Raw genomic sequence first — 22,134 nt, 5'->3', positions numbered from 1 at the left:
TGAATTTAAGTATTTAACTGAATTTTAAAAGTAAGAGTTTATGCCCACTATAAAAAGTTCGTATTTGGGGAATTTAAGGACGCAGTCTATACACCTGCAGTCCGGTACTGAGTTGCTGACCGATGCACCGGTAGACAACAACGGCAAAGGGGAGAAGTTTTCTCCCACCGACTTGGTGTCTAGTGCTCTGGGCAGCTGTATGGTTACGATCATGGGGATTGTGGCTGAGCGAAATGGGGTATCTTTGGAGGGGCTTACTTGGGAAGTAACCAAAGTTATGCAGTCCTCTCCTAGAAAAATTCAGGAAATTGTGGTGGATTTTCAATGGGAAAAACCAGCAGAAGATCCAGCTACTCTTCAAAAACTGAAAAACGCTGCGTTAACTTGTCCGGTTGCATTGAGTCTGGATCCGGCGATTAGGCAGACGGTTAATTTCAATTTTTGATCGGAGGACATTTCTCCCGATCGTTTTTATTGCTAAAACCCCAATACTCATGTGCTATCTTTTCGAAAGTTTCAAAGGCTGGAAACAGTATTGTGACACCCACGACGTCAGCTTGGTTCAATCAGTGATTGAGTATGAGGTCGAGCAAAAGAATTCCTCAGAAGAGAAAATTTGGGTTGGCCTTCAGAACGCGTATACCGTAATGAAGGATGCCGTAAAGGTCGGGTTGGAGGAAGAAACGGTCTCTCGATCGGGCATGATCAACAATGGTGCAAAGAAGGTGTACAATCATCCGCTCACCGTGCTTTCACCAGAATTTCAAAAATTGATTTCAAGAGCTCTTGCGGCTAAGGAAGTGAATTCTTGCATGGGGAGGGTCGTAGCCGCGCCGACCGCAGGTGCTTCGGGCATTCTACCGGGTACGATGGTTACTCTGCAGGAAATTCACGATTTGCCCGACTCTAAGATTCTGGAGGGGCTCATAGTGGGAGCCGGGATTGCTTTGATTATTGAGGAAAAAGCAAGTCTAGCTGGTGCTGTTGGTGGATGCCAAGCAGAAACCGGTTCGGCAGCGGCAATGGCAGCCGGCGGGATTGTACACTGTTTAGGAGGGACTAATGATCAGGTTTTTAATGCCGTCGCGATCACAATTCAGTGCATGCTCGGTTTGGTTTGTGACCCGGTTGCAGGTTTGGTCGAAGTGCCCTGTGTGGTGAGAAATGCCAGTGCGGCAGCGATTGCTTTTAGTTCGGCGCAGATTGCATTGGCCAATGTCAATGCGGTCATTCCGGTAGATGAATGCATTGAAGCCATGGGCGAGATCGGCGCGTCTATGGAGAGTAGATATAAAGAAACCGCAATGGGCGGATTGGCGGCTACGCTGACAGGCCAGGAAATTGCAAATCGGGTTTTGATTCAGGACATTGAAATTTTACCTGATGAAAATCTATCCGAGTAGTTGACTAAAGAAGGGGATCTGGAGAATCTGATCGATAGTGAGTCCAAACACTGTCGACCACAACAAGGCGCTCCAAAGCATGTGGAAATAGATTTTACTTTTTTTGGTGCCAAAAGAAACCAGGATTAATGTGCCGCCGATAGGAGTGAGGACTAAGGGGGTAAAAAATGCAATTCCGATTTCTCCGTATTTTGCCCGAATGCGAACTATTGATCTATTCTTTTTGGAAAAAAGCGACCTTTTCGTAGTGGTTAATGAAATTAGAATTTTTTTGGCCTGACTCCCCACAAGCGTGAAAATAAAAACACTGCTCATCATCCCGGAGACAGTCACCAGGATTATTTCCCAAATATTGTAGCCTGCAGCGTGCCCCAAAAGCGGGCCCGCAATGAACTTAAACATACTCAGGAGATAGATGCCGAAAAACGTAATCAGGGACTCATTCATAACAAGAAAACCAAATAGGCAATATATGCGACAAGAAGGACTAGACCTTCTACTTTGGATATACGCATTTTCGTTTTCATGAGAGGATAAAGTAGCAGAGAGATTCCGATCATCCAGAGATAGTCTGATTGGACAAACGCCTCAGAAACTGAAATGGGTTTTACGATCGCCGTAAGACCGATAATAGAGAGAATATTCATGATGTTGCTACCAAGAATATTTCCCAAGGCCAAGTCTGTACGCTTAGAAAGGGCTGCTATGATTGATGTAATCAGCTCGGGAAGGCTGGTTCCAATGGCAACAATTGTTACCCCAATGATTCGTTCAGATACCCCGAATTCTCTTGAAATGAGAATAGCGTTATTTACCAGAAGCTCAGACCCGAAGTATAGTCCGCCTATACCACCTGTAAAAAGGCCGATAGAAGCGAGCCAAGAATAATTGCGTACATCTTCAATTTCTTCTTCAGCGGAATCGGTTTCTTGTTGAATTCCCTTTCCCAGGTTTCGAAAGAGGAAGGCATTAAATCCGACAAATCCAGAGAATAACATGATTCCTTCAATTCTGGTGATTTCTAAATCTATACTTAAGCCATAGTAGATTATCGTAACCAAAATCATCATCGCATATTCGAACCGAACGTGGCTTTTGCGAATCAGAATTGGGTAGAAAATCCCGCTGATACCCAAGACAAGACCGATATTGGCGATGTTGGATCCTACGACGTTTCCGATTGAGATATCGCTGTTTCCTTTCAAAGCGGCATTCAGGCTTACTAAAAGCTCTGGTGCAGAAGTGCCGAAGGCAACCACGGTCAACCCTATCAGTCCTGTACTCATACCAAGTTTTAAAGCAATAGAGGAAGCACCGTCTACTAGGATTTTGCCTCCGTAAAGAAGTATGATCAGGCCCAGTGCCAGTAATAGATAAACCGTCATTAAATTAAATTTTTTCCCCGAAGGCCAAATCCCCAGCGTCACCTAGACCTGGAACAATGTAAGATTGTGCGTTGAGGGATTGATCGATCGCCCCGATCCATAGTTCAAATGGGACATGGATGTTTTCGTGGAGGTATGATAACCCTTCGGGTGATGCTATGGCTACTGCGATATGGATAATTTTGGGTGTGCCGTGGGAAAGCAGCGTCTCTATGGACTTTATGAAAGATTTGCCTGTTGCAAGCATCGGATCCGCCAACACGACTGTTCGGCCTTCGAGGTCAGGGCTGGCATGGTAGCCTAGATTTATTTTGATTTCTCCCTCGCCCTCTTCGCGAAAGGCTCCTACGAAACCACTGTCTGCTTTATCGAAGACGTTAAGGAAACCATTGTAAAATGGCAATGAAGCGCGGAGAACAGTAATTAAGACAGGGTTGGAATCAGGGACGCGTACTGTAGTTTGAGCGAGTGGTGTGGTGATAGGTTTGGTCTGGTAGCAGAAAGTTTTGGAGATTTCATACGCTAAAATTTCCCCGATACGCTCCAAATTTTTTCGGAATCTCAATCGGTCTCCTTGGATGGTTACATCCCTAAGTTCCGCTATAAATTGATTTCCGATAGAGTCAGATTCTGTCAATACAAACATCTGGCAAGTATAAAGAAAAAGCCCGGCGGATTAAAACCACGCAAGTAATTTGGGTCTATTTGAATTTAAAGCTTAAGCTTCGTTTTGTCGTCATGCTGCTGTTTGGGAACCTGTCTAGGTCAGTGACTGCCGTAAGACCCCCTAGATTCCTATCGAAACGATGTGCTGAGGTTCATAAAGGGTAATTAGATTCGAATTGGCACGAAAAAAAGCCCGATCAGTTTGATCGGGCTTTCGATATAAACAGGTATTACATTCCTTATTTGACTTCGAAGCTAGCTCTTCTTGCCATCTGGCGAGCATCTGCAGAGGCTTTGTCTACAGAAGTGTCTTCACCGTATCCTTTGTAAGAAACTCTAGATGCATCAACTCCTGAAGAAACAAGTAGGTCATAAACCGCTTTTGCTCTTTTCTCAGAAAGCTTCATGTTGTAGTCTTCAGGGCCTAATTCGTCGGCATATCCTTTAACTTCAACTTTCACCCCTGGATTTCTTTTTAGGAAGTTTGATACATATTGAGCAGCACTTACTGAGTAGCCAAGTGGCTTAGAGCTGTCGAATGCGTAGTATACGTTTACATAGCCATCATTGATTGCTTTCTTCAAGTAGTCGGTTTCATCAGCAACAACCTCAACTGGGCAACCTCCCTGAGACGCAGGTCCAGGTTGGAATGGACATTTGTCAACGTGATCAGGAGTGCCATCGCCATCAGAATCAAGCGTAGTTCCTGAGGAGTTTACACGAGCCCCAACTGGAGTGTTTGGCTCTTTATCCAAGTAGTCAGGAACGCCGTCGCCGTCAGAATCTTTCAGCATGTCTTTAATGCCGTTGATTTGAGTAGCCAATTCTTCTTTGGTAGCATATTTATCAGCTGCAATGTACCAATCAGCATGCTGCTCTGCCTTGCCAAGATAAAAGTTCAAACCAATTGTACCTGTCCACCAAGTACCGTTTGCGCCATAGTATCCCGGTTCTTCAGGTCCGATTGCGGTTGCTCCGTCAAAGCTAACAGTCTGCCGACCATTGAGAACGGTAGAAATGTCACCAACCAATGCGACTCTATTTCCTAGTTTCAATTGCGGCGTAATACCGAAAATAAGAGTGTAGACATTGTCGTCAAAATCGTTGAACGTGTTTTCTTCAGGGTTAACAAGCCCGATACCCGCGCCGCCATGTAACAATAACCCAAATGATCTAGAGAACGACTCGAAGTTCATGATGCGGCCCATGTTGGCTACAGCCTGAAGATTAAATCTGTTGTATTTGGTGTCAAAAGAAGGACTGTCTCCGTCGACTTCCTTAAATGAACCCAATCCGTAGTCCAATTTGAGGCCAAATTTCTCATTAAACATATAGCGCACGCCGAAATCCACGTGGCCTAGGTTTAAAGTAGGAGAAAGATAGCCTGGGGTCAACGGAGCCATAGGCTTGTTGAAACCACCAGTAGCCTCTAGAGAGAACTTGTTAAATTCCTGAGCGTTAGCAGTTAATGCTAATGCGCCGGCCATAAGAGATGAGAGTATAAATTTTTTCATGACAAAAAATTTTTGTTCAAGTTTTGAGTGAATGTTATAAGTGTGAGCGCAAATTTATAAACTTTTAATTTATTACAAATCTAGCCGATTAATTTAAATCGCAATCTTGGGAATAAAAATTATCCAGACTTTTTAAATTTCCAACAGGAAAATTTAACTACATAATCGATGCCAAAATGAAATTTTTGTCTGAATTGTTGTTTAAACATAGTGTTTCTGGAGATGAAACGGAAATTGCGCACTTTATTTTCGATTACGTTCGGAAACAGTCTTCTATTTGGAAGGTTCCGCCAGAGATATATTTTGGCGAAGAATACCACGATTGCCTGATGCTGAAATTCGGGGTGCCTCGGACAGCGGTATTTGCCCACCTAGATACGATCGGGTTTATGACTCGGTACGAAAATCAACTCGTGGCCGTTGGTGGCCCGGAGGTAATAGAGGGTACTCGATTAGTGGGGAGAGATAGTAAAGGGGATATTTTGTGTAGGATTATTGGTGATGAGCAAGCTTGCTTCCATGATTTGCCTAGGGGTATAGACCGTGGGACTCGACTTTCCTTTGAACAGAATATTAGAGTGGATGAGGAGTATATTCAAGCCGCATATCTTGATAACAGATTGGGTATTTACAATGCATTAAAATTATGTGAAACCCTTGAAAATGGGTGGGTTGTGTTTTCAACATACGAAGAGCATGGCGGCGGGAGCATGCCTGCTTTGCTTAATTTTATTCAAACCAATAGCCCTATCCGACAGGCTCTTATATCTGATATTACGTGGATTACAGAAGGTGTCGAACACCATAAAGGAGTGGTAATTTCCATCCGAGATAAATATATACCAAGGAAGAAATTTATCAACAAGTTGGTAAGTTTTGCTGAAAAAAGCGGTGTTCCTTTCCAATTGGAAGTTGAAGCATATGGAGGTAGCGATGGACGAGAAGTTCAGTTTTCGTCACATTTTATCGATTGGTGTTTTGTAGGTGCAGCCGAAGATCAAGTTCATACGCCGGATGAAAAGGTTTCTCTTTTCGATTTGGACTGCATGCTGCGGATGTATAGTTTCTTGATGGAGAAGCTTTAATTTGGAAGCATGAAAAAGATAAAAGTCAAGGATCTTTCTTTTGAATTAATGATTTCCGAGGAAGAAATCAAGGCCAAGATGTCTGAGATCGGCAGACTAATCAGCAAGGAATTTTCTGGAGAGGAGTTGGTGCTCCTCGGGGTGTTAAATGGATCCTTTATCGTAATGGCTGATTTGGCGAGGGCGATCGATCTCCAGGTAAGCGTGGAGTTTTTGAGGATTTCTTCCTATTCAGGCACGAATAGCACGGGGCAGGTCAAGTCTCTGCTAGGACTGACTACTGATCTCAAAGGGAAAAATGTGCTTATTGTTGAAGATATAGTCGACACGGGAATAAGTATGAATTACCTCATTTCTGAGCTTTCCAAGCACAATACCAAGCGCTTGCGGATCGCCACTTTTTTGTTCAAAAAAGATGCATTCCAGTTTAATTACGGTTTGGACTATGTCGGATTTGAAATTCCCAATAAATTTGTCGTCGGCTACGGGCTAGACTACGATGGCCTGGGGCGAAATCTCCCCAATCTGTACCAATTAAGTGAAACTTAAATAAAAATGATTTCTGGAATGCTGAATATAGTATTGTTTGGTCCTCCGGGTGCGGGCAAAGGCACTCAAAGTGAAAAGCTGATTGAAAAGTACGGACTCACCCACCTATCTACGGGAGATCTCTTCAGAAAACACCTCGGCGAGGGTACGGATTTGGGAAAACTTGCCCGAACCTACATGGATCAGGGGCATTTGGTGCCTGATCAAGTGGTGATCAGCATGGTGGAAGATAAAATCTCCACAACGAAAGACAGCAAGGGATTCATCTTTGACGGATTCCCTAGAACTACCGCTCAGGCGGAGGCCCTAGACGCTATGTTGATCAGTAACGGAATGAAAATCTCCGGTATGATTGCCTTGGACGTGCCGCATGAAATCCTAAAAGAGCGGATAAAGGAAAGAGGAAAAACATCCAACCGAGCTGACGATCAGAACGAGGAGAAAGTCAATACTCGTATCAAAGTGTATTTGGACGAGACGCTGCCAGTCGCAAAATATTACGAAAAACAAGATAAATACACGAGTATCAATGGAGTAGGAGGGATCGATGAGATCTTCGAGGAGATTTCCGAAGTGATGGATAGCTACTGATTCACTTCAAATCGTTAATTTTGCAAAACCAAGATTTGGCTAAGCTTCTGGGCTTAGCCTTTTTCTTTCTTATAAAATGGCAGATTCCAACTTCATTGACTACGTAAAATTTTGTTCACGATCCGGCGCCGGAGGTGCAGGCTCTGTTCACTTCCGACGGGAGAAACATGTCCCCAAGGGTGGTCCAGACGGCGGAGACGGCGGTCGCGGTGGACACATTATCGTCCGCGGAAATGCCCAACATTGGACACTGCTTCACCTTAAATATAAGAAACACGTCATCGCTGAGTCCGGTCGAGGTGGGGAAGGTGGACGAAGGACAGGAGCAGAAGGCAAAGACGTGTATTTGGACGTTCCTCTCGGTACAATTGCCAAAGACGCTGAGACGGGTGAAAAGCGGTTCGAAATCACCGAAGATGGCCAAGAAGTTATTTTGACTTTGGGCGGACGTGGCGGACTGGGGAATGATCATTTCAAAACTGCAACGAATCAAGCTCCACACTTTGCTCAAACAGGTGAAGCAGGTATCGAAGAATGGATAATTCTGGAGCTGAAGCTGTTAGCGGACGTCGGCTTAGTCGGTTTCCCCAATGCCGGAAAATCGACGCTGTTGGCTTCTATTTCGGCTGCACGGCCTGAGATCGGCGACTATCCGTTTACGACGCTGGTGCCAAACTTGGGAGTGGTCAGCTATCGCAATGACCAGTCGTTCGTGATGGCTGATATTCCGGGAATCATCGAAGGGGCTGCAGAAGGCAGAGGACTTGGTATCCGATTTTTGCGGCACATCGAGCGTAATTCGATTTTGTTGTTTATGATACCAGCCGACGCGACAAGTATTGAGGAGCAATACCGGATTTTGCTTGGCGAGCTGGAGAAATACAATCCAGAATTGTTGGATAAAAAGAGAATCCTGGCAATCTCCAAGGCCGATATGCTGGACGCGGAACTGATGAAGGAAATGGCGCAGGAGATTCCGAAGGACATTCCCTATATCTTTATCTCTGCCGTGAGCCAATACAACCTCGACAAACTCAAAGACCTCGTTTGGCAGGCGATTCACGCCTGATAAATGTCACTTTGGCAGGAAAAGCGTTCTGGCAAAGTCATTGACATTTCCCAAAACAGAAACCAGCCATTGCTTAATTTCTATGAAAAATAAAGAACAAGTGGATCAAGAATTAAATCAGGAGTCAGAGGAGCAGCTTTTAGAGGGAACTCCTCAAAATGAAGGTGAGACCTCGATGGAAGCCGAAATCAATGAGGCTAAACTCGAATCTGAGATTGCCGAATTGAAAGAGAAGTATCTCAGACTGTATTCAGACTTCGAAAATTTTAGGAAAAGAACTTCGAAGGAGAGAATTGACCTTATTACCAACGCCTCTGAGGATGTCTTGAAAGACTTGATCCCTGTAGTCGATGACTTTGAGCGAGCGTTCAAGGCTTCTGAGACGGAGACCGATTCAGTGAAAATCAGAGAAGGTAACCAGCTCATCTTCCAAAAACTTGTCAGAATCCTTGAGACAAAAGGATTAAAGGTAATGGGAGATTTGTCGGGTAAGCCTTTCAACCCAGATACCCAGGAAGCGATTACCCAGATTCCTGCACCTTCGGAAGAGCTGAAGGGTAAGGTCATAGATGTAGTCGAAAAGGGCTATACCCTGGGTGAAAAGGTCGTGAGATACGCCAAGGTTGTAACCGGAGCATAAAAATATTATGGCAAAACGAGATTACTATGAGGTTCTTGGGGTTTCAAAATCTGCCAGCGCAGAGGAGATCAAAAAAGCCTATCGAAAATTAGCAATCCAGTTTCATCCGGACAAAAACCCGGATAACCCTGAGGCTGAAGATAAATTCAAAGAAGCTGCTGAAGCCTATGAAGTGCTCAGCAATACAGACAAGAAGGCACGCTATGACCAGTTTGGTCATCAGGGTCTGGGCGGCAATGGGGGCTACAGCGGAGGTGGAATGAACATGGAAGATATCTTCTCTCAGTTTGGCGATATCTTCGGTGGCGGAGGAGGATTCGGATCCTTCTTTGGCGGTGGAGGCGGTGGCCGACGAACCAAGAAAGGCACCAACCTTCGGGTGAAACTAAAGCTCAATCTGCAAGAGATTGCGAATGGAGTTGAGAAAAAAATCAAAGTAAAGCGCCATGTAGTTGCGGCGGGTGTGAGTTTTAAGTCCTGCGGAGCCTGTCAGGGCTCTGGTCAGGTCAAGAAAGTCGTCAATACGATGCTGGGCCAGATGGTTTCAGCCAGCACCTGCGGAGTCTGCGGCGGAAGTGGTCAAATTGTGGACAAAAAACCTGCTGAGGCAGATTCACGTGGATTGATCGTCAAAGAGGAGGTCATCTCGATCAACATACCAGGCGGCGTTGGCGAAGGAATGCAGCTGAGCATGTCTGGTAAAGGGAATGAAATTCCGGGTGGTATTGCGGGAGATTTGCTCATCGTGATCGAAGAAGCTGAGGACAACGTGCTTCAGCGAGAAGGAAACAACGTGATCTACGATCTGTATGTATCCTTCGTAGATGCTGCGCTCGGAGCTTCGATAGAAGTGCCGACCATCGATGGCAAAGTGAAGATAAAAATCGACCCGGGAACACAGAGCGGCAAAATGCTTCGTCTGAAAGGAAAAGGAATCAAAGATATCAACGGGTACACTCGAGGCGACCAGTTGATTATGGTCAATATTTGGACACCCACCGAGCTTTCCAAAGAAGAAAGGAACGTTTTGGAATCTTTGAGGGCTTCAGAAAATTTCAAGCCCGATCCGGGAAAGCAAGACAAGTCTTTCTTTGACAAAATGAAGGAGTTTTTCTAAAAACCTGAAAGCCGGAAGCGATTCCGGCTTTTTTTATATTTTTAAAAAACCTTTTCAAAGTCACCTCGTAACCTATCGGTATGCTTAAAAAACTGTGTCTGCTTGTATTCTGGATCATGGTGGGGGCGATTCCCGTTCAGGCGCAGTTTGTAAAGGAGTACAAAGTCACCGAGAGAAAAGGCTATGAAATGGTCTATCTCAATTTTTCTTCTTACAAAAGTTTTACCCAGCTCAAACGGGTGATTTCCTCAGACCCGATCTACGTTCACGGACATTTATTGAAATCGAATATGCTTCCCGACTTCAAGTATTCTGTCCACGACAATATGCTGGATGCCAGGTTGGTTCACAAGAATGTGGAATCTGACAACCTGGGTAAAAGCATCACATCCAAGCTTTTTTCAGACAATACAGATTTTGACCATTCCTGGGACTTGGGGCTAGCCTCTAATTTTCTCTATCACCTTGAGTTCAACTTGGGAGTCGGAAGGTCGGAATTTGACCTCGCTCAGATAGCAGTCTCCCAGCTTAAAGTAAAAAGTGCAAGTGCCGACGTGAAGATCCATTATGGGATTTCGGTTCCAAACCAGATCGAGATGGACACCTTGCTAGTGACCTTGAATATGGGCGTAGTAGAAATTCAGGACGCAAACTATACCAATTCCCGCAAAGTGATCATCGAGGTCAATTACGGGAAAATCGATCTGAACTACAGTGACGGCTTGGCAAGCGCCAGCCAGGTGATTGCAGCGGTAAGTGGGGGCAGCATCTACCTGAAGCTTCCGCCAGAGTCCACGCCTGTCAAGATCAGGATGAAGACGACTCCTATGTGTCGCACTGTTATCCCCAAACATTTAAGATCCTTGGATAAGGAAACCTACGTCACCAAAGGATATAAAGCCTCGGACCCAAGACTGCTTGAGCTGATTTTGGATGTGGGTGTAGGTTCGATTACCATCGAATAAACCGAGAATGCTGCAAATTACTCAGATAAACAAATCCTACGAAAATCACAGGGCACTGACGGACGTGGACCTCGAAGTGCCAAAGGGCGTGATTTTTGGACTTTTGGGGCCAAATGGCGCCGGCAAGACTACCCTGATCCGTATCATCAATCAAATCATCGAGCAGGACAGTGGGTCTGTGGAGCTGGATGGGAAAATGCTTTCTCCAGATGATATCCGAAAAATCGGTTATCTGCCTGAGGAGCGTGGTCTTTACAAGAAAATGAAGGTTTGGGATCAGCTGATCTATTTTTCAAGACTGAAAGGACTCAGCGACAGCGAAGCCAAAATCCAGATCAAGGCATGGCTCGAAAAACTGGAAATCGCTTCTTGGAGAGAAAAGAAAATTGAAGACCTGTCTAAAGGTATGGCGCAAAAGGTGCAGTTCATCGCGACTATCGTACATAAACCTTCCCTGCTGATACTGGATGAGCCTTTTTCCGGCTTTGATCCGGTCAATGCGGAAATCATCAAAAATGAGATTCTGGAACTCAAGGAAAAGGGAACAACCGTGATCCTGAGCACCCATCGCATGGAGTCTGTCGAACTCCTCTGCGACCAAGTAGCCATGATCAACAAATCCCGAAAAATCCTAGACGGTACGATCCGAGAGGTGAAGCGGAGTTTTCGTCCGGAAGTATTTCAGGTGGCAATAGCAAATCCAGCCCTGGATTTGCCTCAGGAATGGATTCCGAAGTTCTCGGATGAGGCTTGGGAATTTACCCTCCCTCTTTCCGGCAAAACTCCCAATCAATTGCTGTCAGAGTTGATGGAATATGGAGAAGTGGTTATGTTTCGGGAGCAGATTCCGAGTATGGAGGAGATTTTTATTCATCAGGTAAAAGCGTCGTCAAATGAGTAAGATTTTACTGGTCATCCAGCGGGAATATTTAGCGCGGGTCAAAAAGAAATCCTTCCTGATCGCAACGATTCTTACCCCATTGATTTTCCCCGCCATCATGGGCGTATTTGTGTGGATTGCCTTGGAAGAAAAAGACAGCCAATCCCTCCGCATCGTCGAAGTAATAGATGAGACGGATTTGTTTTTTATGGAGAGTTCAGAGCAGTATGCGTTTACTTCTTCGATCGACGATCCAGAGCTTGCCAAAAAAATGGTGCAGGATGGAGGACGCCATGGTTTTTTGTATATCCCAAAGCTAGATCTGGAAAACCCCAAGGGCATTCAATACTACGGGGTTGAAAATCCCAGTATGAGTCTGATGGGTTACTTGGAAAGTGCCCTCAAGCGCAAAATTGAAGATCAGAAGCTCTATGCGCAGGGAATTGACCCCAAAATCCTGAAAGACGTTCGAACCGATGTTGCCATTCAATCCATCATTCTGGGAGAGAAAGGCGAAGAAAAAATCAACAACGCCAACGTCAACTATGCCATCGGTTTTCTCGCGGGAATTCTGATCTACATCTTCATCTTTGTCTATGGTAATCAGATCATGCAGGGCGTGATCGAAGAGAAGTCCACGCGAATCGTAGAGATTCTGGTGTCTTCGCTCAAGCCATTTCAGTTGATGATGGGCAAGATCGTTGGAATCGGTGCGGTCGGCTTGACTCAGTTTATGATCTGGGTGGTGCTGATTGGAACGCTTTCTTCGATTGTGATGGGAGTGCTCGGGATGCAGATGCCGCAACAGCAGGCGATGGAGTTGGCCAATCCTGAATTTGCGCAAGCCACACCCGATTCTAGCGAATTGGCCGATATACTGGCAGTAGTCGGCGGCATTGATTTTTTTGCGCTGGTGGCGAGTTTTATGGTCTATTTCTTGGGAGGCTACCTGCTTTATGGAGCTTTGTTTGCGGCCATCGGTTCTGCCGTGGATTCTCCGTCGGATGCCCAGCAGTTTATGTTCCCGATTACCATTCCGCTGATCGTCGCCTATATGGGCTTGTTTGTGTTTGTGCTTCAAGATCCCACCAGTACGACCTCATTTTGGCTTAGTATCATCCCGCTCACCTCGCCCATCGCAATGATGGGCAGGATCAGCTATGGAGTTCCGTTTTGGGAGTTGGCCTTGTCCATGGGCCTGCTGGTCGTTGGTTTTTTGTCGACGACCTGGCTTGCCGGGAAAATCTACCGCATCGGGATCCTCATGCACGGGACCAAGCCGACCTATAAGATTCTATGGAAATGGATCAAAGCCAGCCAATAATAAAGAATCCCGGTGAAGCCGGGATTCTTTGTTATATGGTTATCCGCTTTTATGCCAGTAACTGGATTAGTCCATTCAAATCAACGGTAAACTCCGGCTGTGCCGAAACATCGGCCTTCGGTCTTCCGACCCGTGAAGAAACAGACTCGATCACTGGCAAAATTGCGGAGGTACTTTCTTTATTATTTCAGGTAGGCGGAAAGCATCCAGACGACCTTTTCTTTCTCCGTAATAAAGTCACTCATCAGCGAAACCGTACCTTCATCTGCGGCTTCTCCAGCGGCTTCGAGGGTTTTTCTTTCCAGACTTAGCAAGTCATTCTGGTTGTTGCGGATAATTTCCACCATTTTCAATGCGTCTTTCACCTCGAGTGCTTCTTTGATCCCCGAATTGTCGATGTATTCGGCGTAGGAAGAGAAAGGTCGTTCGCCCAAGGTCAGAATCCTTTCGGCAATCTCGTCTACCGCCAGGTTAGCCGTAGTGTAGAGCTCTTCAAACTTCGCGTGAAGCTCAAAAAAATTTGCGCCGGTGACGTTCCAGTGGAAGTTTCGCAGGTTTTGGTAGTAGATCTGATAATTGGCCAGGAGCACGTTGAGCTTTTTGACCAAGGGCTTGGATTCCTTTATTTCTAATCCGATGTCGTTTGTTTTCATAATATTATTAGGTTTTTGAAATGCCGTATGGAATCCTGCAGGTGGACAAGAAATCCTTTGTGGGAGGTTATCGATATGCTCGATTTCACATTTTTCTTTGTTTATTCCTGCATGATTTAGGCATAAATTTACAAAATGCCGGGAGGAAAGACCAACTGATAAAATCTATTCCCGACTCATACTATCAATGATATTTGGGAGTTAATACTCCGAAAACCACCTAAGACTGAATGGCAAAGCGATTCCAGGATCTCACCTCCATCGATTTTTACCAAAACAGAAAGCAAGTCAAATGGCTGGTTTTCCTAGTCTCCTTTTTGATCGGCTCGGGATCAATCTGGTACACCAGCCTGCTGGTCGACGAGCTGAGGGAGCGAGAAAGCAGGCAGATCCAACTTCTGTCCTCTGCGCTCGAATATGCGGCTACGACCTCGGAGAACCTGACTTTCATCAATCAGGAAATCATCCAGCAAAATCACTCGATTCCCATCATCATGGTGGATTCGGAAGGTGCGCCGATTGAGTTCAGGAACATCAAATTCAAAAATAATGCGGATGAGGCTGACTCCCTTAAAACGCTGGAACGGGAGCTTCTGGAGATGCAGGAGGAGTATGAACCCATCTATCTGCTGGAGGCTGATGTGCGCGTTTTTTACCGCAATTCTGAGTTATTGACCAATCTCCGCTTTTACCCCTATATCCAACTTGCGGTGATTCTGGTGTTTGGTGCGCTGGCCTATGCGCTTTTCAACCAAAGCAAAATCGCCGAGCAAAACCGGGTTTGGGCCGGATTGACGAAGGAGACAGCGCATCAGCTTGGAACTCCTATTGCCTCGCTGATGGCTTGGATTGATTACCTGAGAAATTCTCCTGTGTGGGAGGAAAACAAGGAGATCATCCAAGAAATGGACAAGGATGTGGTCAAACTCAGAATGGTGACCGAGCGTTTTAGCAGCATTGGGAGCAAGCCGGTAATCCAGTCCGAAAACCTCTATGAAGTCATCGAAGAGACGATCACCTACCTCCGGCCGAGAATTTCCACCAAGGTGTCACTCCACATCAACGCCGATTCTAAAGATCTGGATGCGATGATGAACAAGCCTCTGCTCGAGTGGGTAATCGAGAATATCTGCAAAAATGCAGTCGACGCGATGAAGGGTCGAGGGGAAATCACCATCACTGTCCTGCAAGACAGTGATAAATATGTCATCGTGGACATCACCGACACCGGCAAGGGAATCGAAAAAAAGAACTTTAAAAAGGTGTTTTATCCGGGATTTTCAACCCGCCAACGAGGTTGGGGATTGGGATTGACACTAGCCAAGCGGATCGTAGAAGGCTATCATGGAGGGAAAATTTTTGTCAAAAGCTCTGAGGTTGGAGTCGGTACGACTTTTCGAATCATGCTTTTGGGCAATTTGGAAGATGCCTCGCAGTTTATTACGGAGGGGATTTTGGAGTATTGACGATTTTTTGATTTTCGATTTACGATGCCTCTAAGAACTTCAAGGCGGCTTGCTCATTGTTGACTTTTTCGGTTGATACGGTTGTTCTTTTTTCATGAAGTGAAAAACGATGGACTATCGAAGAGCGAAAATTTACCCCATAACCTCGTAAATCGTCCTTCGTAAATCATAAATCCAAATTGGGCTAAGACTTCCCAACTTTCACCTTTGCACCCTTTCAACCTATTTTTTCCCTACCTTTGCCCGCTGAAAATCAATATCCATGAGTCTGACTAACGAGATCCAAAAACGCAGAACTTTTGCCATCATTGCCCACCCAGATGCTGGAAAGACCACTTTGACGGAGAAACTGTTGCTTTTTGGCGGAGCGATCCAGACCGCAGGCGCGGTGAAATCCAACAAAATTGACACGGCAACCAAGTCGGATTGGATGGAGATTGAGAAGCAAAGAGGAATCTCCGTAGCGACTTCGGTCATGGGTTTTGAATACAAAGGCATCAAGATCAATCTGCTCGATACGCCCGGTCACCAGGATTTTGCGGAGGATACGTATCGCACGCTGACTGCGGTCGATTCGGTGATCATGGTGATCGACTGTGTGAAAGGCGTCGAAATCCAGACCGAGAAACTCATGGAAGTCTGCCGGATGAGAAACACGCCGGTGATCTGCTTTATCAACAAACTCGATAGAGAAGGCCGCGATCCTTATGAACTGATCGAAGAAGTGGAGCAAAAGCTGGGAATCCAGTGTCATCCGCTTTCTTGGCCGATAGGTATGGGCAAGACATTCAAAGGTGTTTACAATCTGTTTGACCATAAACTCAATCTTTTTACGCCTTCCCAGCGAAAGCTTAGCGATGTGCGTCAGTCGTTTGAAGATGTAAATGATCCAGAGCTGGAAAAGTTGATCGGACCGAGCTATGCAAAACAATTGCGAGAAGATGTGGACTTGATCGAGGGCGTGTATCCGGAATTCGACGTCAATGAGTACTTGGAAGGAAAGATAGCCCCGGTGTTCTTCGGCTCTGCAGTGAATAATTTCGGGATCAATGAGATGCTTGACACGTTTATCAAGATCGCTCCAACTCCCAAAAGCCGGGAGACAGATATCCGTGAAGTAATGCCGGAGGAGAAGAAATTCTCTGGATTTGTCTTCAAGATCCACGCAAACATGGATCCGAACCACAGAAACCGCATCGCCTTCCTACGAATCTGCTCGGGTACTTTTGAACGAAATAAACCTTACAATCACGTCCGCGGGCCAAAACCGCTTCGCTTCTCCAACGTCACGCAGTTTATGGCGCAGGAAAAAGAGATCATCGACGAGGCCTTTCCCGGAGATATTGTCGGACTTTACGATACGGGAAACCTGAAGATCGGGGATACGCTGACTGAGGGCGAGGACATGGTGTTTACCGGGATTCCGAGCTTTTCACCGGAGATTTTTCGGGAAGTGGTCAACAAGGACGCGATGAAGACCAAGCAGCTGGAGAAAGGTCTCAAGCAACTGATGGAAGAAGGAGTCGCACAGCTTTTTACCTTTGATATTGGTTCCCGAAAAGTCGTAGGAACCGTCGGCCAACTTCAGTTTGAGGTCATCCAGTTCCGGCTGAAAAATGAATACAACGCCACAGTGGAGTTTCATCCGATGAACCTCTACAAAGCTTGCTGGATCACCAGCAAAGACAAAAAACAACTGGACGAATTTGTCCGCTCCAAAAACCGCTACATCGCCAGAGACCGAAATGACAAGCTGGTCTTTATGGCCGAGTCCAAATCATGGCTCCAAATGGTGCAGGACAACTATCCCGATATCGAGTTTCACTTTACTTCTGAGTACTAAGAAACCTGACCACTCCAGCTCTCCAAGGGCCTCTTTAGCAGAACTCTCCAAGGGTTTGAAACCCTTGGAGAGTTGCGTCAAAGTTGGAGTCTGAGCCGCTCGGCTTCCCATCCATGGTCGATGTATTCCCAGGAGTAATTTTCCCCTTGGACTTTGATCTGCACAAAGCCTTCCTTGGTGTTGTGTCTTCTGCCTTTCCATCCGTTTCCTGCGATGGAGCCACCGGTGATAAAGTCAAAGCGGTCATTGACCATGCCGTATTCCTTCCAGTGGATGTGGCCCTGCAGGATCAGTTTTAGGTTGTGGTTTTCCAGCATCCGGATTACTTCCGCGGAGTTTTCCACGCCGACGGCTCCGTTTTGTCCCTTGAGCTGCCAGTGAGTGCTGAGCATAGGAATGTGGGTGGTGACGACAATGGGGGTACTTTGGTCGGTGTTTTTGAGATCCTCAGCCAGCCACTCCAGCTGCTCTGCGTGGAAGACACCCTTGTATTTTTTATCCTCTGTGACATCCAGGGAATTGAGGACAATGAAATGCCAGCCCTTGTGGTCAAAGGAATAGTAGGTCTTGCCAAAATACCGTTCCCACATCCCGTATTTATAATCCGGGTGGTTGGCGTCTTCCGGGCTTTCGGGATAGATCGCGAACAAATCATGGTTTCCGACGCAATTGTACACCGGCATATTAAATCCCCGACTCATCTTCTGATAGAGATCGAAGAGCATATCGCTTCGCTCATAGTCACCGCGCATCACATCGTACACCAAGTCTCCTCCCATGATTGCAAAATCAGAATTTAGCTCATTCACCTTGTCGATGGCCATCTGAAAACCCAGGGGAGCGTTCATTTCCGGTTTGAGGTGGATGTCCGTCAGAAAGGAAAACTCAAAGCTGGTTTCCGGGGAATCCTTTGCAATTCTACTTTCTGGTTTTTGCGAAGCGAGGGAAAGGAAAGGCATACCGGCCATCGCCAGTCCGGATGTCTGGATAAACTGCCTCCGGTTCAGGTTTCCGGTTTTTTCTTTTGCCATGGTTCGATTTTATGGGTAGACGTCTAAGTGATACCCTAAAAGGGGTGGGGAAAGACCAGTCTGTTAGCTATTATTTTTGGCAATTGGAGTAGTTTTGCAGGCTTGTAAAAGAAATTTACAGATGTGGAAAAATTTAATGTTACTGACGGTAGTTGGGGCGATTTCGATTTTTGCTATCGCCAAATTGGTGCTGGTGTTAATTGATCTAGAACCAATAGATCCAGCAAATAATAGTATTTGTCGAACTGAGAAATACGCAAAGGAAGAATCCTTCAAAGGAAAACTGGCCAAAAAGTATCGAGACAAGCGAAACCATGACTATGAAACAATAATAGTTAGTTTTGATGGTGTTGACTATGAATCTAGAATTTTTGTAATAGAGGATAGCGGGGCTTTTGAGAAATTGATAATTGGAGATTCTTTGTTCAAAGAAGCAAGTTCTTTGCAAATGGTTGTAAAAAGAGCTGATCAGATATTAGAAATTGATTTGATCTATAATTGTAAAGACTGAATGTTAGCCTTGATTGTTTTCTAAAAATACCTCAGAAAACGTAAACCTTTGCCCATCAAACAATCCCTTATCACTCAACTTCAGATCTGGGATCACCAACAATGCCATAAAACTCAAGGTCATAAAAGGTGAGTTGAGCGTCGCTCCCATCTCTTTGGCAAGTCGGTCGATGCGGGTGTAAGCAGCTGCCACTTCGTAGCCATCGGAAGCTGACATGATTCCTCCGACTGGGAGTGGAAGAATTTCTTCCCGATCTCCAGTTACAGCCGAGACACCGCCTTTGGCTTCGATGATCAGGTTTACGGCCCGGCAGATGGATGCGCCATCTATTCCGACTGCTAGAATATTGTGCGAATCGTGCCCGACGGAGGAAGCGATCGCTCCTGTTTTTAGGCCAAAGTTTTTGATAAAAGCGACGGCAGGTGGAGCATCTTGGTAGCGATTGATGACGGCGATCTTAAGGATGTCTTCGGCTGGATTGGAGTCGGCCAAGCCATTCTTTACCATGATTTCACCCGAGATTTCCGGCGTGATCAATTGTCCATCCAGGGCTTCGATCACCCGAACTTTAGAGCCTTTGGCTTTGAGTTGAAAGTCCTCTGGTTTTTTTAGAGAAGTATGGAAGTTGTTGATGAGCTCGTTTTTGACAGAAGGAATCAAGGTTTTTCCATCTTCAGCTACTTTCTCTCCATTGATATGGGTGCCAAGGACTTTGAAATTCACCAGGTCTTTCACCAGGATAAAATCCGCCGGGTCTCCTTCCCGCAACTGTCCCACATTCAGGGAATAATGATCGATGGGATTCAGGCAGGCAGCCCGAAGTACTTTGAAAATATCTTTCCCTTTGGCCACAGCCCGAGCTGAAAGTTCATTGATGTGGGAGACCGCCAGATTGTCAGGATGCTTGTCGTCCGAGCAGAGCATGATCATCTCAGGATACTCATCAATCAGGTCGATCAGTGCTTCGAAGTTTTTGGCAGCCGAACCCTCGCGGATAGCGATCTTCATCCCCAGTTTCAATTTTCCCAAAGCTTCCTCAGCTGTGAAACACTCATGATCCGTGCTTGGTCCGGCGCTGACATATTTCTCCGCCAGCTCTCCCGTCAATCCAGGAGCGTGGCCGTCGATGGGTTTGCCGTATTTCTGAGAGATTCGGATCTTCTCCATCACGAGCTCATCCCGATTTACCGTCCCGGGCCAGTTCATCATCTCCGCCAGGTAGTGGATCTCGGAACGTGCCATCAGGCTTTCGATGTCAGCAGCATTGATCTCCCCTCCGGCGGTTTCAAAAGGCGTAGCAGGTACGCAGGAGGGAGCTCCGAAGTAAAATTTGAAAGGCACCTGTTTTCCGTTTTCGATCATGTATTCCACGCCGGCCATGCCACAGACGTTGGCGATCTCGTGGGGGTCGGAGACCGTGGCCACCGTGCCATGAACGACTGCCAGTCGGGCAAATTCTGAAGGGACTAGCATGGAGCTTTCCACGTGAACGTGGGCGTCGATGAAGCCGGGCATGAGAAATGGCAAGGAATCATCTGGCTGGATTTCTAGGATTTGGCTGATTTTCCCGTCGATAATTTCTAGGGTCGCTGCATAAATTTTTCGGTTAGGAATGTCGACGAGATTGCCTTGGATTTTCATGGATTTGAGATTAAAAACCAACGAATTTGACAGCCAATACTCCGGCTTGGATTCGGGATTTGGGAATGGGTTTGAATTAAAACTACTATATTTGCCCAAAATTAAGCAGTAAATCAAGCCAGGTTTTTTTAATGGGGAAAATCGTAATCGCCATCGATGGATATTCAGGTTGTGGCAAGAGCTCAACGGCTAAGGCGGTCGCTAAGGATTTAGGTTTCACCTATATAGATTCGGGCGCCATGTATCGGGCAGCTACCGTACATTTTTTGAACCACTACCTTTCCCCGGCTAATCCGCATGATGTGGAAAAAGGCTTGAAATCGCTGGAGGTGTCCTTTCACCTTAATCCAGAAACCAACAGACAGGAAACCTACTTGGGTGGACTGAATGTAGAGGATGAAATCCGTACCATGCGGGTGTCGGAGAAGGTGAGTGAAATCGCTACGATCAAAGAAATCCGAAAAGAGCTAGTCGCGCAACAGCAGCGGCTTGGAAAGAAAAAGGGCGTCGTCATGGATGGTCGGGATATTGGGTCGGTCGTATTTCCGGATGCCGAGCTCAAGGTATTCATGACTGCTGATCTGGAAACCAGGGCAATAAGACGACAACAAGAATTGCTGGAAAAAGGCGAACTGGTGGAACTAGAAGTAATCAAGACCAATTTGGCAGAGCGGGATAGGATCGATTCCTCCCGTGTAGAGAGTCCGCTAAAAAAAGTGGCCGATGCGGTCGAAATTGACACAAGTAATCTCACCTTTGAGGGACAGGTAGCAACGATCGTGCAGCTGGCCAGGGAAGTTATCGAAAAAGAAAAAACGTATGCAGGTAACCATTGATAAGAATTCAGGCTACTGTTTCGGAGTCGAGTTTGCCATCAAGATGGCCGAGGACGAAATGGAAAATGGCGACCGACTCTATTGTCTGGGTGATATCGTGCACAACGACATGGAAGTCAACCGCCTGAGTGAGAAAGGGCTGGTGGTCATCGACAGGGAGAGGCTGGCCGAGCTTCGCGACTGCAAAGTTCTGATCCGCGCGCACGGTGAACCTCCTGAAACTTATAAAACTGCCATCGAAAACAACATCGAACTGATCGACGCTTCTTGCCCTGTGGTGCTGAAACTCCAGCATCGGGTCAAAAATGCCTTCGATAAGATGGAGCGTGAAGATGGGCAGATCGTGATCTATGGAAAAAAAGGCCATGCGGAGGTCATCGGCCTGACCGGGCAGACCTTGGAAAAAGCCGTTGTGGTGATGGATGATGCCGATTTGGAAAAGATCGACTACACTCGTCCGGTGACACTGTTCAGTCAGACGACCAAAAGTACCAAGGGCTTTTACCAGCTTTCGCAGAAAATAGAAGACCGGATCAAGCTTGCAAATGGAGAAATCAACGAGGTGGACTTCAATGCCAACGACTCGATCTGCAGACAGGTGTCTAATCGAGAGCCCCAGTTGCAGCGATTTGCACAGGTCAACGATGTGATCCTGTTTGTTTCGGGAAAAAAAAGCTCCAATGGAAAGGCTCTCTATCAGGTTTGTCTGGAAGAAAATCACAGAAGCTACTTTATCGAAAACGAATCGGAGTTGGATCCCGAGTGGTTTCAGTCCGGCGATAAGGTGGGGATCTGCGGTGCCACTTCGACGCCGATGTGGCTGATGGAGCAGGTGAAATCTTATGTGGAAGGGCTCGAGGAAAGCATGCTTCATGCCTGAAATTCACCGCCTGTCCATCTATTCAAAAGTTCGAACAATTAAAGTGACATACACTCCATATCAACAGGTTTTTTTTTAGATTTGG

23 protein-coding genes are annotated in these 22,134 nt (G+C 46.2%); 16 read left to right on the top strand and 7 right to left on the bottom strand.

Annotated elements, in window-relative coordinates:
* Positions 1 to 40 precede the first annotated feature (40 nt).
* Both ABD031_RS07390 and sdaAA read left to right on the top strand, forming a co-directional pair.
* Positions 41 to 445 (top strand): OsmC family protein, encoded by a 405-nt coding sequence (locus ABD031_RS07390; RefSeq protein ID WP_343849913.1) that lies wholly within the window; start codon positions 41 to 43, stop codon positions 443 to 445.
* Between the two features lie 49 nt (positions 446 to 494).
* Positions 495 to 1,403 carry an L-serine ammonia-lyase, iron-sulfur-dependent, subunit alpha gene (gene sdaAA / locus ABD031_RS07385; protein ID WP_343849911.1) on the top strand — a complete coding sequence of 303 codons (909 nt, stop codon included), beginning with the start codon at positions 495 to 497 and terminating at the stop codon, positions 1,401 to 1,403.
* Here sdaAA and ABD031_RS07380 read toward each other — a convergent pair.
* The 4 genes from ABD031_RS07380 to ABD031_RS07365 all read right to left on the bottom strand — a co-directional run bounded on the left by ABD031_RS07380 (position 1,392) and on the right by ABD031_RS07365 (position 4,968).
* Positions 1,392 to 1,850 carry a hypothetical protein gene (locus ABD031_RS07380; protein ID WP_343849909.1) on the bottom strand — a complete coding sequence of 153 codons (459 nt, stop codon included), beginning with the start codon at positions 1,848 to 1,850 and terminating at the stop codon, positions 1,392 to 1,394. The genes sdaAA and ABD031_RS07380 overlap by 12 nt on opposite strands.
* Positions 1,847 to 2,788 (bottom strand): calcium/sodium antiporter, encoded by a 942-nt coding sequence (locus tag ABD031_RS07375; protein ID WP_343849908.1) that lies wholly within the window; start codon positions 2,786 to 2,788, stop codon positions 1,847 to 1,849. Before ABD031_RS07375 ends, ABD031_RS07380 begins: the two co-directional genes overlap by 4 nt.
* A 4-nt stretch (positions 2,789 to 2,792) precedes the next feature.
* Positions 2,793 to 3,434, bottom strand: coding sequence for a uracil phosphoribosyltransferase (gene upp, locus ABD031_RS07370; protein ID WP_343849907.1), 642 nt, complete (start codon positions 3,432 to 3,434; stop codon positions 2,793 to 2,795).
* Between the two features lie 259 nt (positions 3,435 to 3,693).
* Entirely contained in the window at positions 3,694 to 4,968 is a 1,275-nt protein-coding gene (locus tag ABD031_RS07365; RefSeq protein WP_343849906.1) for an OmpA family protein, read from the bottom strand.
* Between the two features lie 176 nt (positions 4,969 to 5,144).
* Here ABD031_RS07365 and ABD031_RS07360 point away from each other — a divergent pair, with 176 nt between their 5' ends.
* From ABD031_RS07360 to ABD031_RS07320, 9 genes are all read left to right on the top strand, one after another.
* Positions 5,145 to 6,053 carry a zinc-binding metallopeptidase family protein gene (locus ABD031_RS07360; RefSeq protein WP_343849904.1) on the top strand — a complete coding sequence of 303 codons (909 nt, stop codon included), beginning with the start codon at positions 5,145 to 5,147 and terminating at the stop codon, positions 6,051 to 6,053.
* A gap of 9 nt (positions 6,054 to 6,062) precedes the next feature.
* Positions 6,063 to 6,602: a hypoxanthine phosphoribosyltransferase gene (hpt, locus tag ABD031_RS07355; protein WP_343849902.1), complete on the top strand. Its 540-nt coding sequence runs from the start codon at positions 6,063 to 6,065 to the stop codon at positions 6,600 to 6,602.
* An 18-nt stretch (positions 6,603 to 6,620) separates the two neighbouring features.
* Positions 6,621 to 7,193 carry an adenylate kinase gene (locus ABD031_RS07350; RefSeq protein ID WP_343849900.1) on the top strand — a complete coding sequence of 191 codons (573 nt, stop codon included), beginning with the start codon at positions 6,621 to 6,623 and terminating at the stop codon, positions 7,191 to 7,193.
* A gap of 76 nt (positions 7,194 to 7,269) precedes the next feature.
* Positions 7,270 to 8,262 carry a GTPase ObgE gene (gene obgE / locus ABD031_RS07345; protein WP_343849898.1) on the top strand — a complete coding sequence of 331 codons (993 nt, stop codon included), beginning with the start codon at positions 7,270 to 7,272 and terminating at the stop codon, positions 8,260 to 8,262.
* Positions 8,263 to 8,344: 82 nt separating this feature from the next.
* A complete protein-coding gene (locus tag ABD031_RS07340) occupies positions 8,345 to 8,902 on the top strand; it encodes a nucleotide exchange factor GrpE (protein WP_343849896.1) in 558 nt (185 codons plus the stop codon).
* 7 nt (positions 8,903 to 8,909) lie between these two features.
* Positions 8,910 to 10,019, top strand: coding sequence for a molecular chaperone DnaJ (gene dnaJ, locus ABD031_RS07335; protein WP_343849894.1), 1,110 nt, complete (start codon positions 8,910 to 8,912; stop codon positions 10,017 to 10,019).
* 80 nt (positions 10,020 to 10,099) lie between these two features.
* Positions 10,100 to 10,984: a hypothetical protein gene (locus ABD031_RS07330; RefSeq protein ID WP_343849892.1), complete on the top strand. Its 885-nt coding sequence runs from the start codon at positions 10,100 to 10,102 to the stop codon at positions 10,982 to 10,984.
* A gap of 7 nt (positions 10,985 to 10,991) precedes the next feature.
* Positions 10,992 to 11,885 carry an ABC transporter ATP-binding protein gene (locus ABD031_RS07325; protein WP_343849890.1) on the top strand — a complete coding sequence of 298 codons (894 nt, stop codon included), beginning with the start codon at positions 10,992 to 10,994 and terminating at the stop codon, positions 11,883 to 11,885.
* On the top strand, positions 11,878 to 13,188 hold the full coding sequence (locus ABD031_RS07320; protein WP_343849888.1) for an ABC transporter permease: 1,311 nt from the start codon (positions 11,878 to 11,880) through the stop codon (positions 13,186 to 13,188). The genes ABD031_RS07325 and ABD031_RS07320 overlap by 8 nt, the downstream gene beginning before the upstream one ends.
* Positions 13,189 to 13,370: 182 nt before the next feature.
* Here ABD031_RS07320 and ABD031_RS07315 read toward each other — a convergent pair whose 3' ends face one another.
* The gene (locus ABD031_RS07315; RefSeq protein WP_343849886.1) at positions 13,371 to 13,841 is read right to left on the bottom strand and encodes a Dps family protein; all 471 of its coding nucleotides are present in this window, start codon (positions 13,839 to 13,841) and stop codon (positions 13,371 to 13,373) included.
* A gap of 230 nt (positions 13,842 to 14,071) precedes the next feature.
* Here ABD031_RS07315 and ABD031_RS07310 point away from each other — a divergent pair, with 230 nt between their 5' ends.
* Positions 14,072 to 15,307, top strand: a complete 1,236-nt coding sequence (locus tag ABD031_RS07310) for an ATP-binding protein (protein ID WP_343849884.1) — start codon at positions 14,072 to 14,074, stop codon at positions 15,305 to 15,307.
* A gap of 262 nt (positions 15,308 to 15,569) precedes the next feature.
* Entirely contained in the window at positions 15,570 to 17,150 is a 1,581-nt protein-coding gene (locus ABD031_RS07305; RefSeq protein ID WP_343849882.1) for a peptide chain release factor 3, read from the top strand.
* A 77-nt stretch (positions 17,151 to 17,227) separates the two neighbouring features.
* Here ABD031_RS07305 and ABD031_RS07300 read toward each other — a convergent pair whose 3' ends face one another.
* On the bottom strand, positions 17,228 to 18,181 hold the full coding sequence (locus ABD031_RS07300) for a metallophosphoesterase family protein (RefSeq protein WP_343849880.1): 954 nt from the start codon (positions 18,179 to 18,181) through the stop codon (positions 17,228 to 17,230).
* 76 nt (positions 18,182 to 18,257) lie between these two features.
* On the opposite strand from ABD031_RS07300, the gene ABD031_RS07295 reads away from it, so the two are divergent.
* Positions 18,258 to 18,692: a hypothetical protein gene (locus tag ABD031_RS07295; protein ID WP_343849878.1), complete on the top strand. Its 435-nt coding sequence runs from the start codon at positions 18,258 to 18,260 to the stop codon at positions 18,690 to 18,692.
* Between the two features lie 3 nt (positions 18,693 to 18,695).
* Here ABD031_RS07295 and ade read toward each other — a convergent pair whose 3' ends face one another.
* Positions 18,696 to 20,333, bottom strand: a complete 1,638-nt coding sequence (gene ade / locus ABD031_RS07290) for an adenine deaminase (protein WP_343849876.1) — start codon at positions 20,331 to 20,333, stop codon at positions 18,696 to 18,698.
* A gap of 131 nt (positions 20,334 to 20,464) precedes the next feature.
* Between ade and cmk the strand changes: the two genes are divergently transcribed.
* Both cmk and ABD031_RS07280 read left to right on the top strand, forming a co-directional pair.
* Positions 20,465 to 21,169, top strand: a complete 705-nt coding sequence (gene cmk, locus ABD031_RS07285) for a (d)CMP kinase (protein ID WP_343849874.1) — start codon at positions 20,465 to 20,467, stop codon at positions 21,167 to 21,169.
* Positions 21,153 to 22,049, top strand: coding sequence for a 4-hydroxy-3-methylbut-2-enyl diphosphate reductase (locus ABD031_RS07280; RefSeq protein WP_343849872.1), 897 nt, complete (start codon positions 21,153 to 21,155; stop codon positions 22,047 to 22,049). The genes cmk and ABD031_RS07280 overlap by 17 nt, the downstream gene beginning before the upstream one ends.
* Positions 22,050 to 22,134 lie beyond the last annotated feature (85 nt).

The organism is Algoriphagus jejuensis, from assembly GCF_039523455.1.
Taxonomy (GTDB): domain Bacteria; phylum Bacteroidota; class Bacteroidia; order Cytophagales; family Cyclobacteriaceae; genus Algoriphagus; species Algoriphagus jejuensis.
The sequence above is the reverse complement of the archived record's forward strand: the minus strand, read 5'-3'. Positions and strand labels throughout refer to the sequence as shown.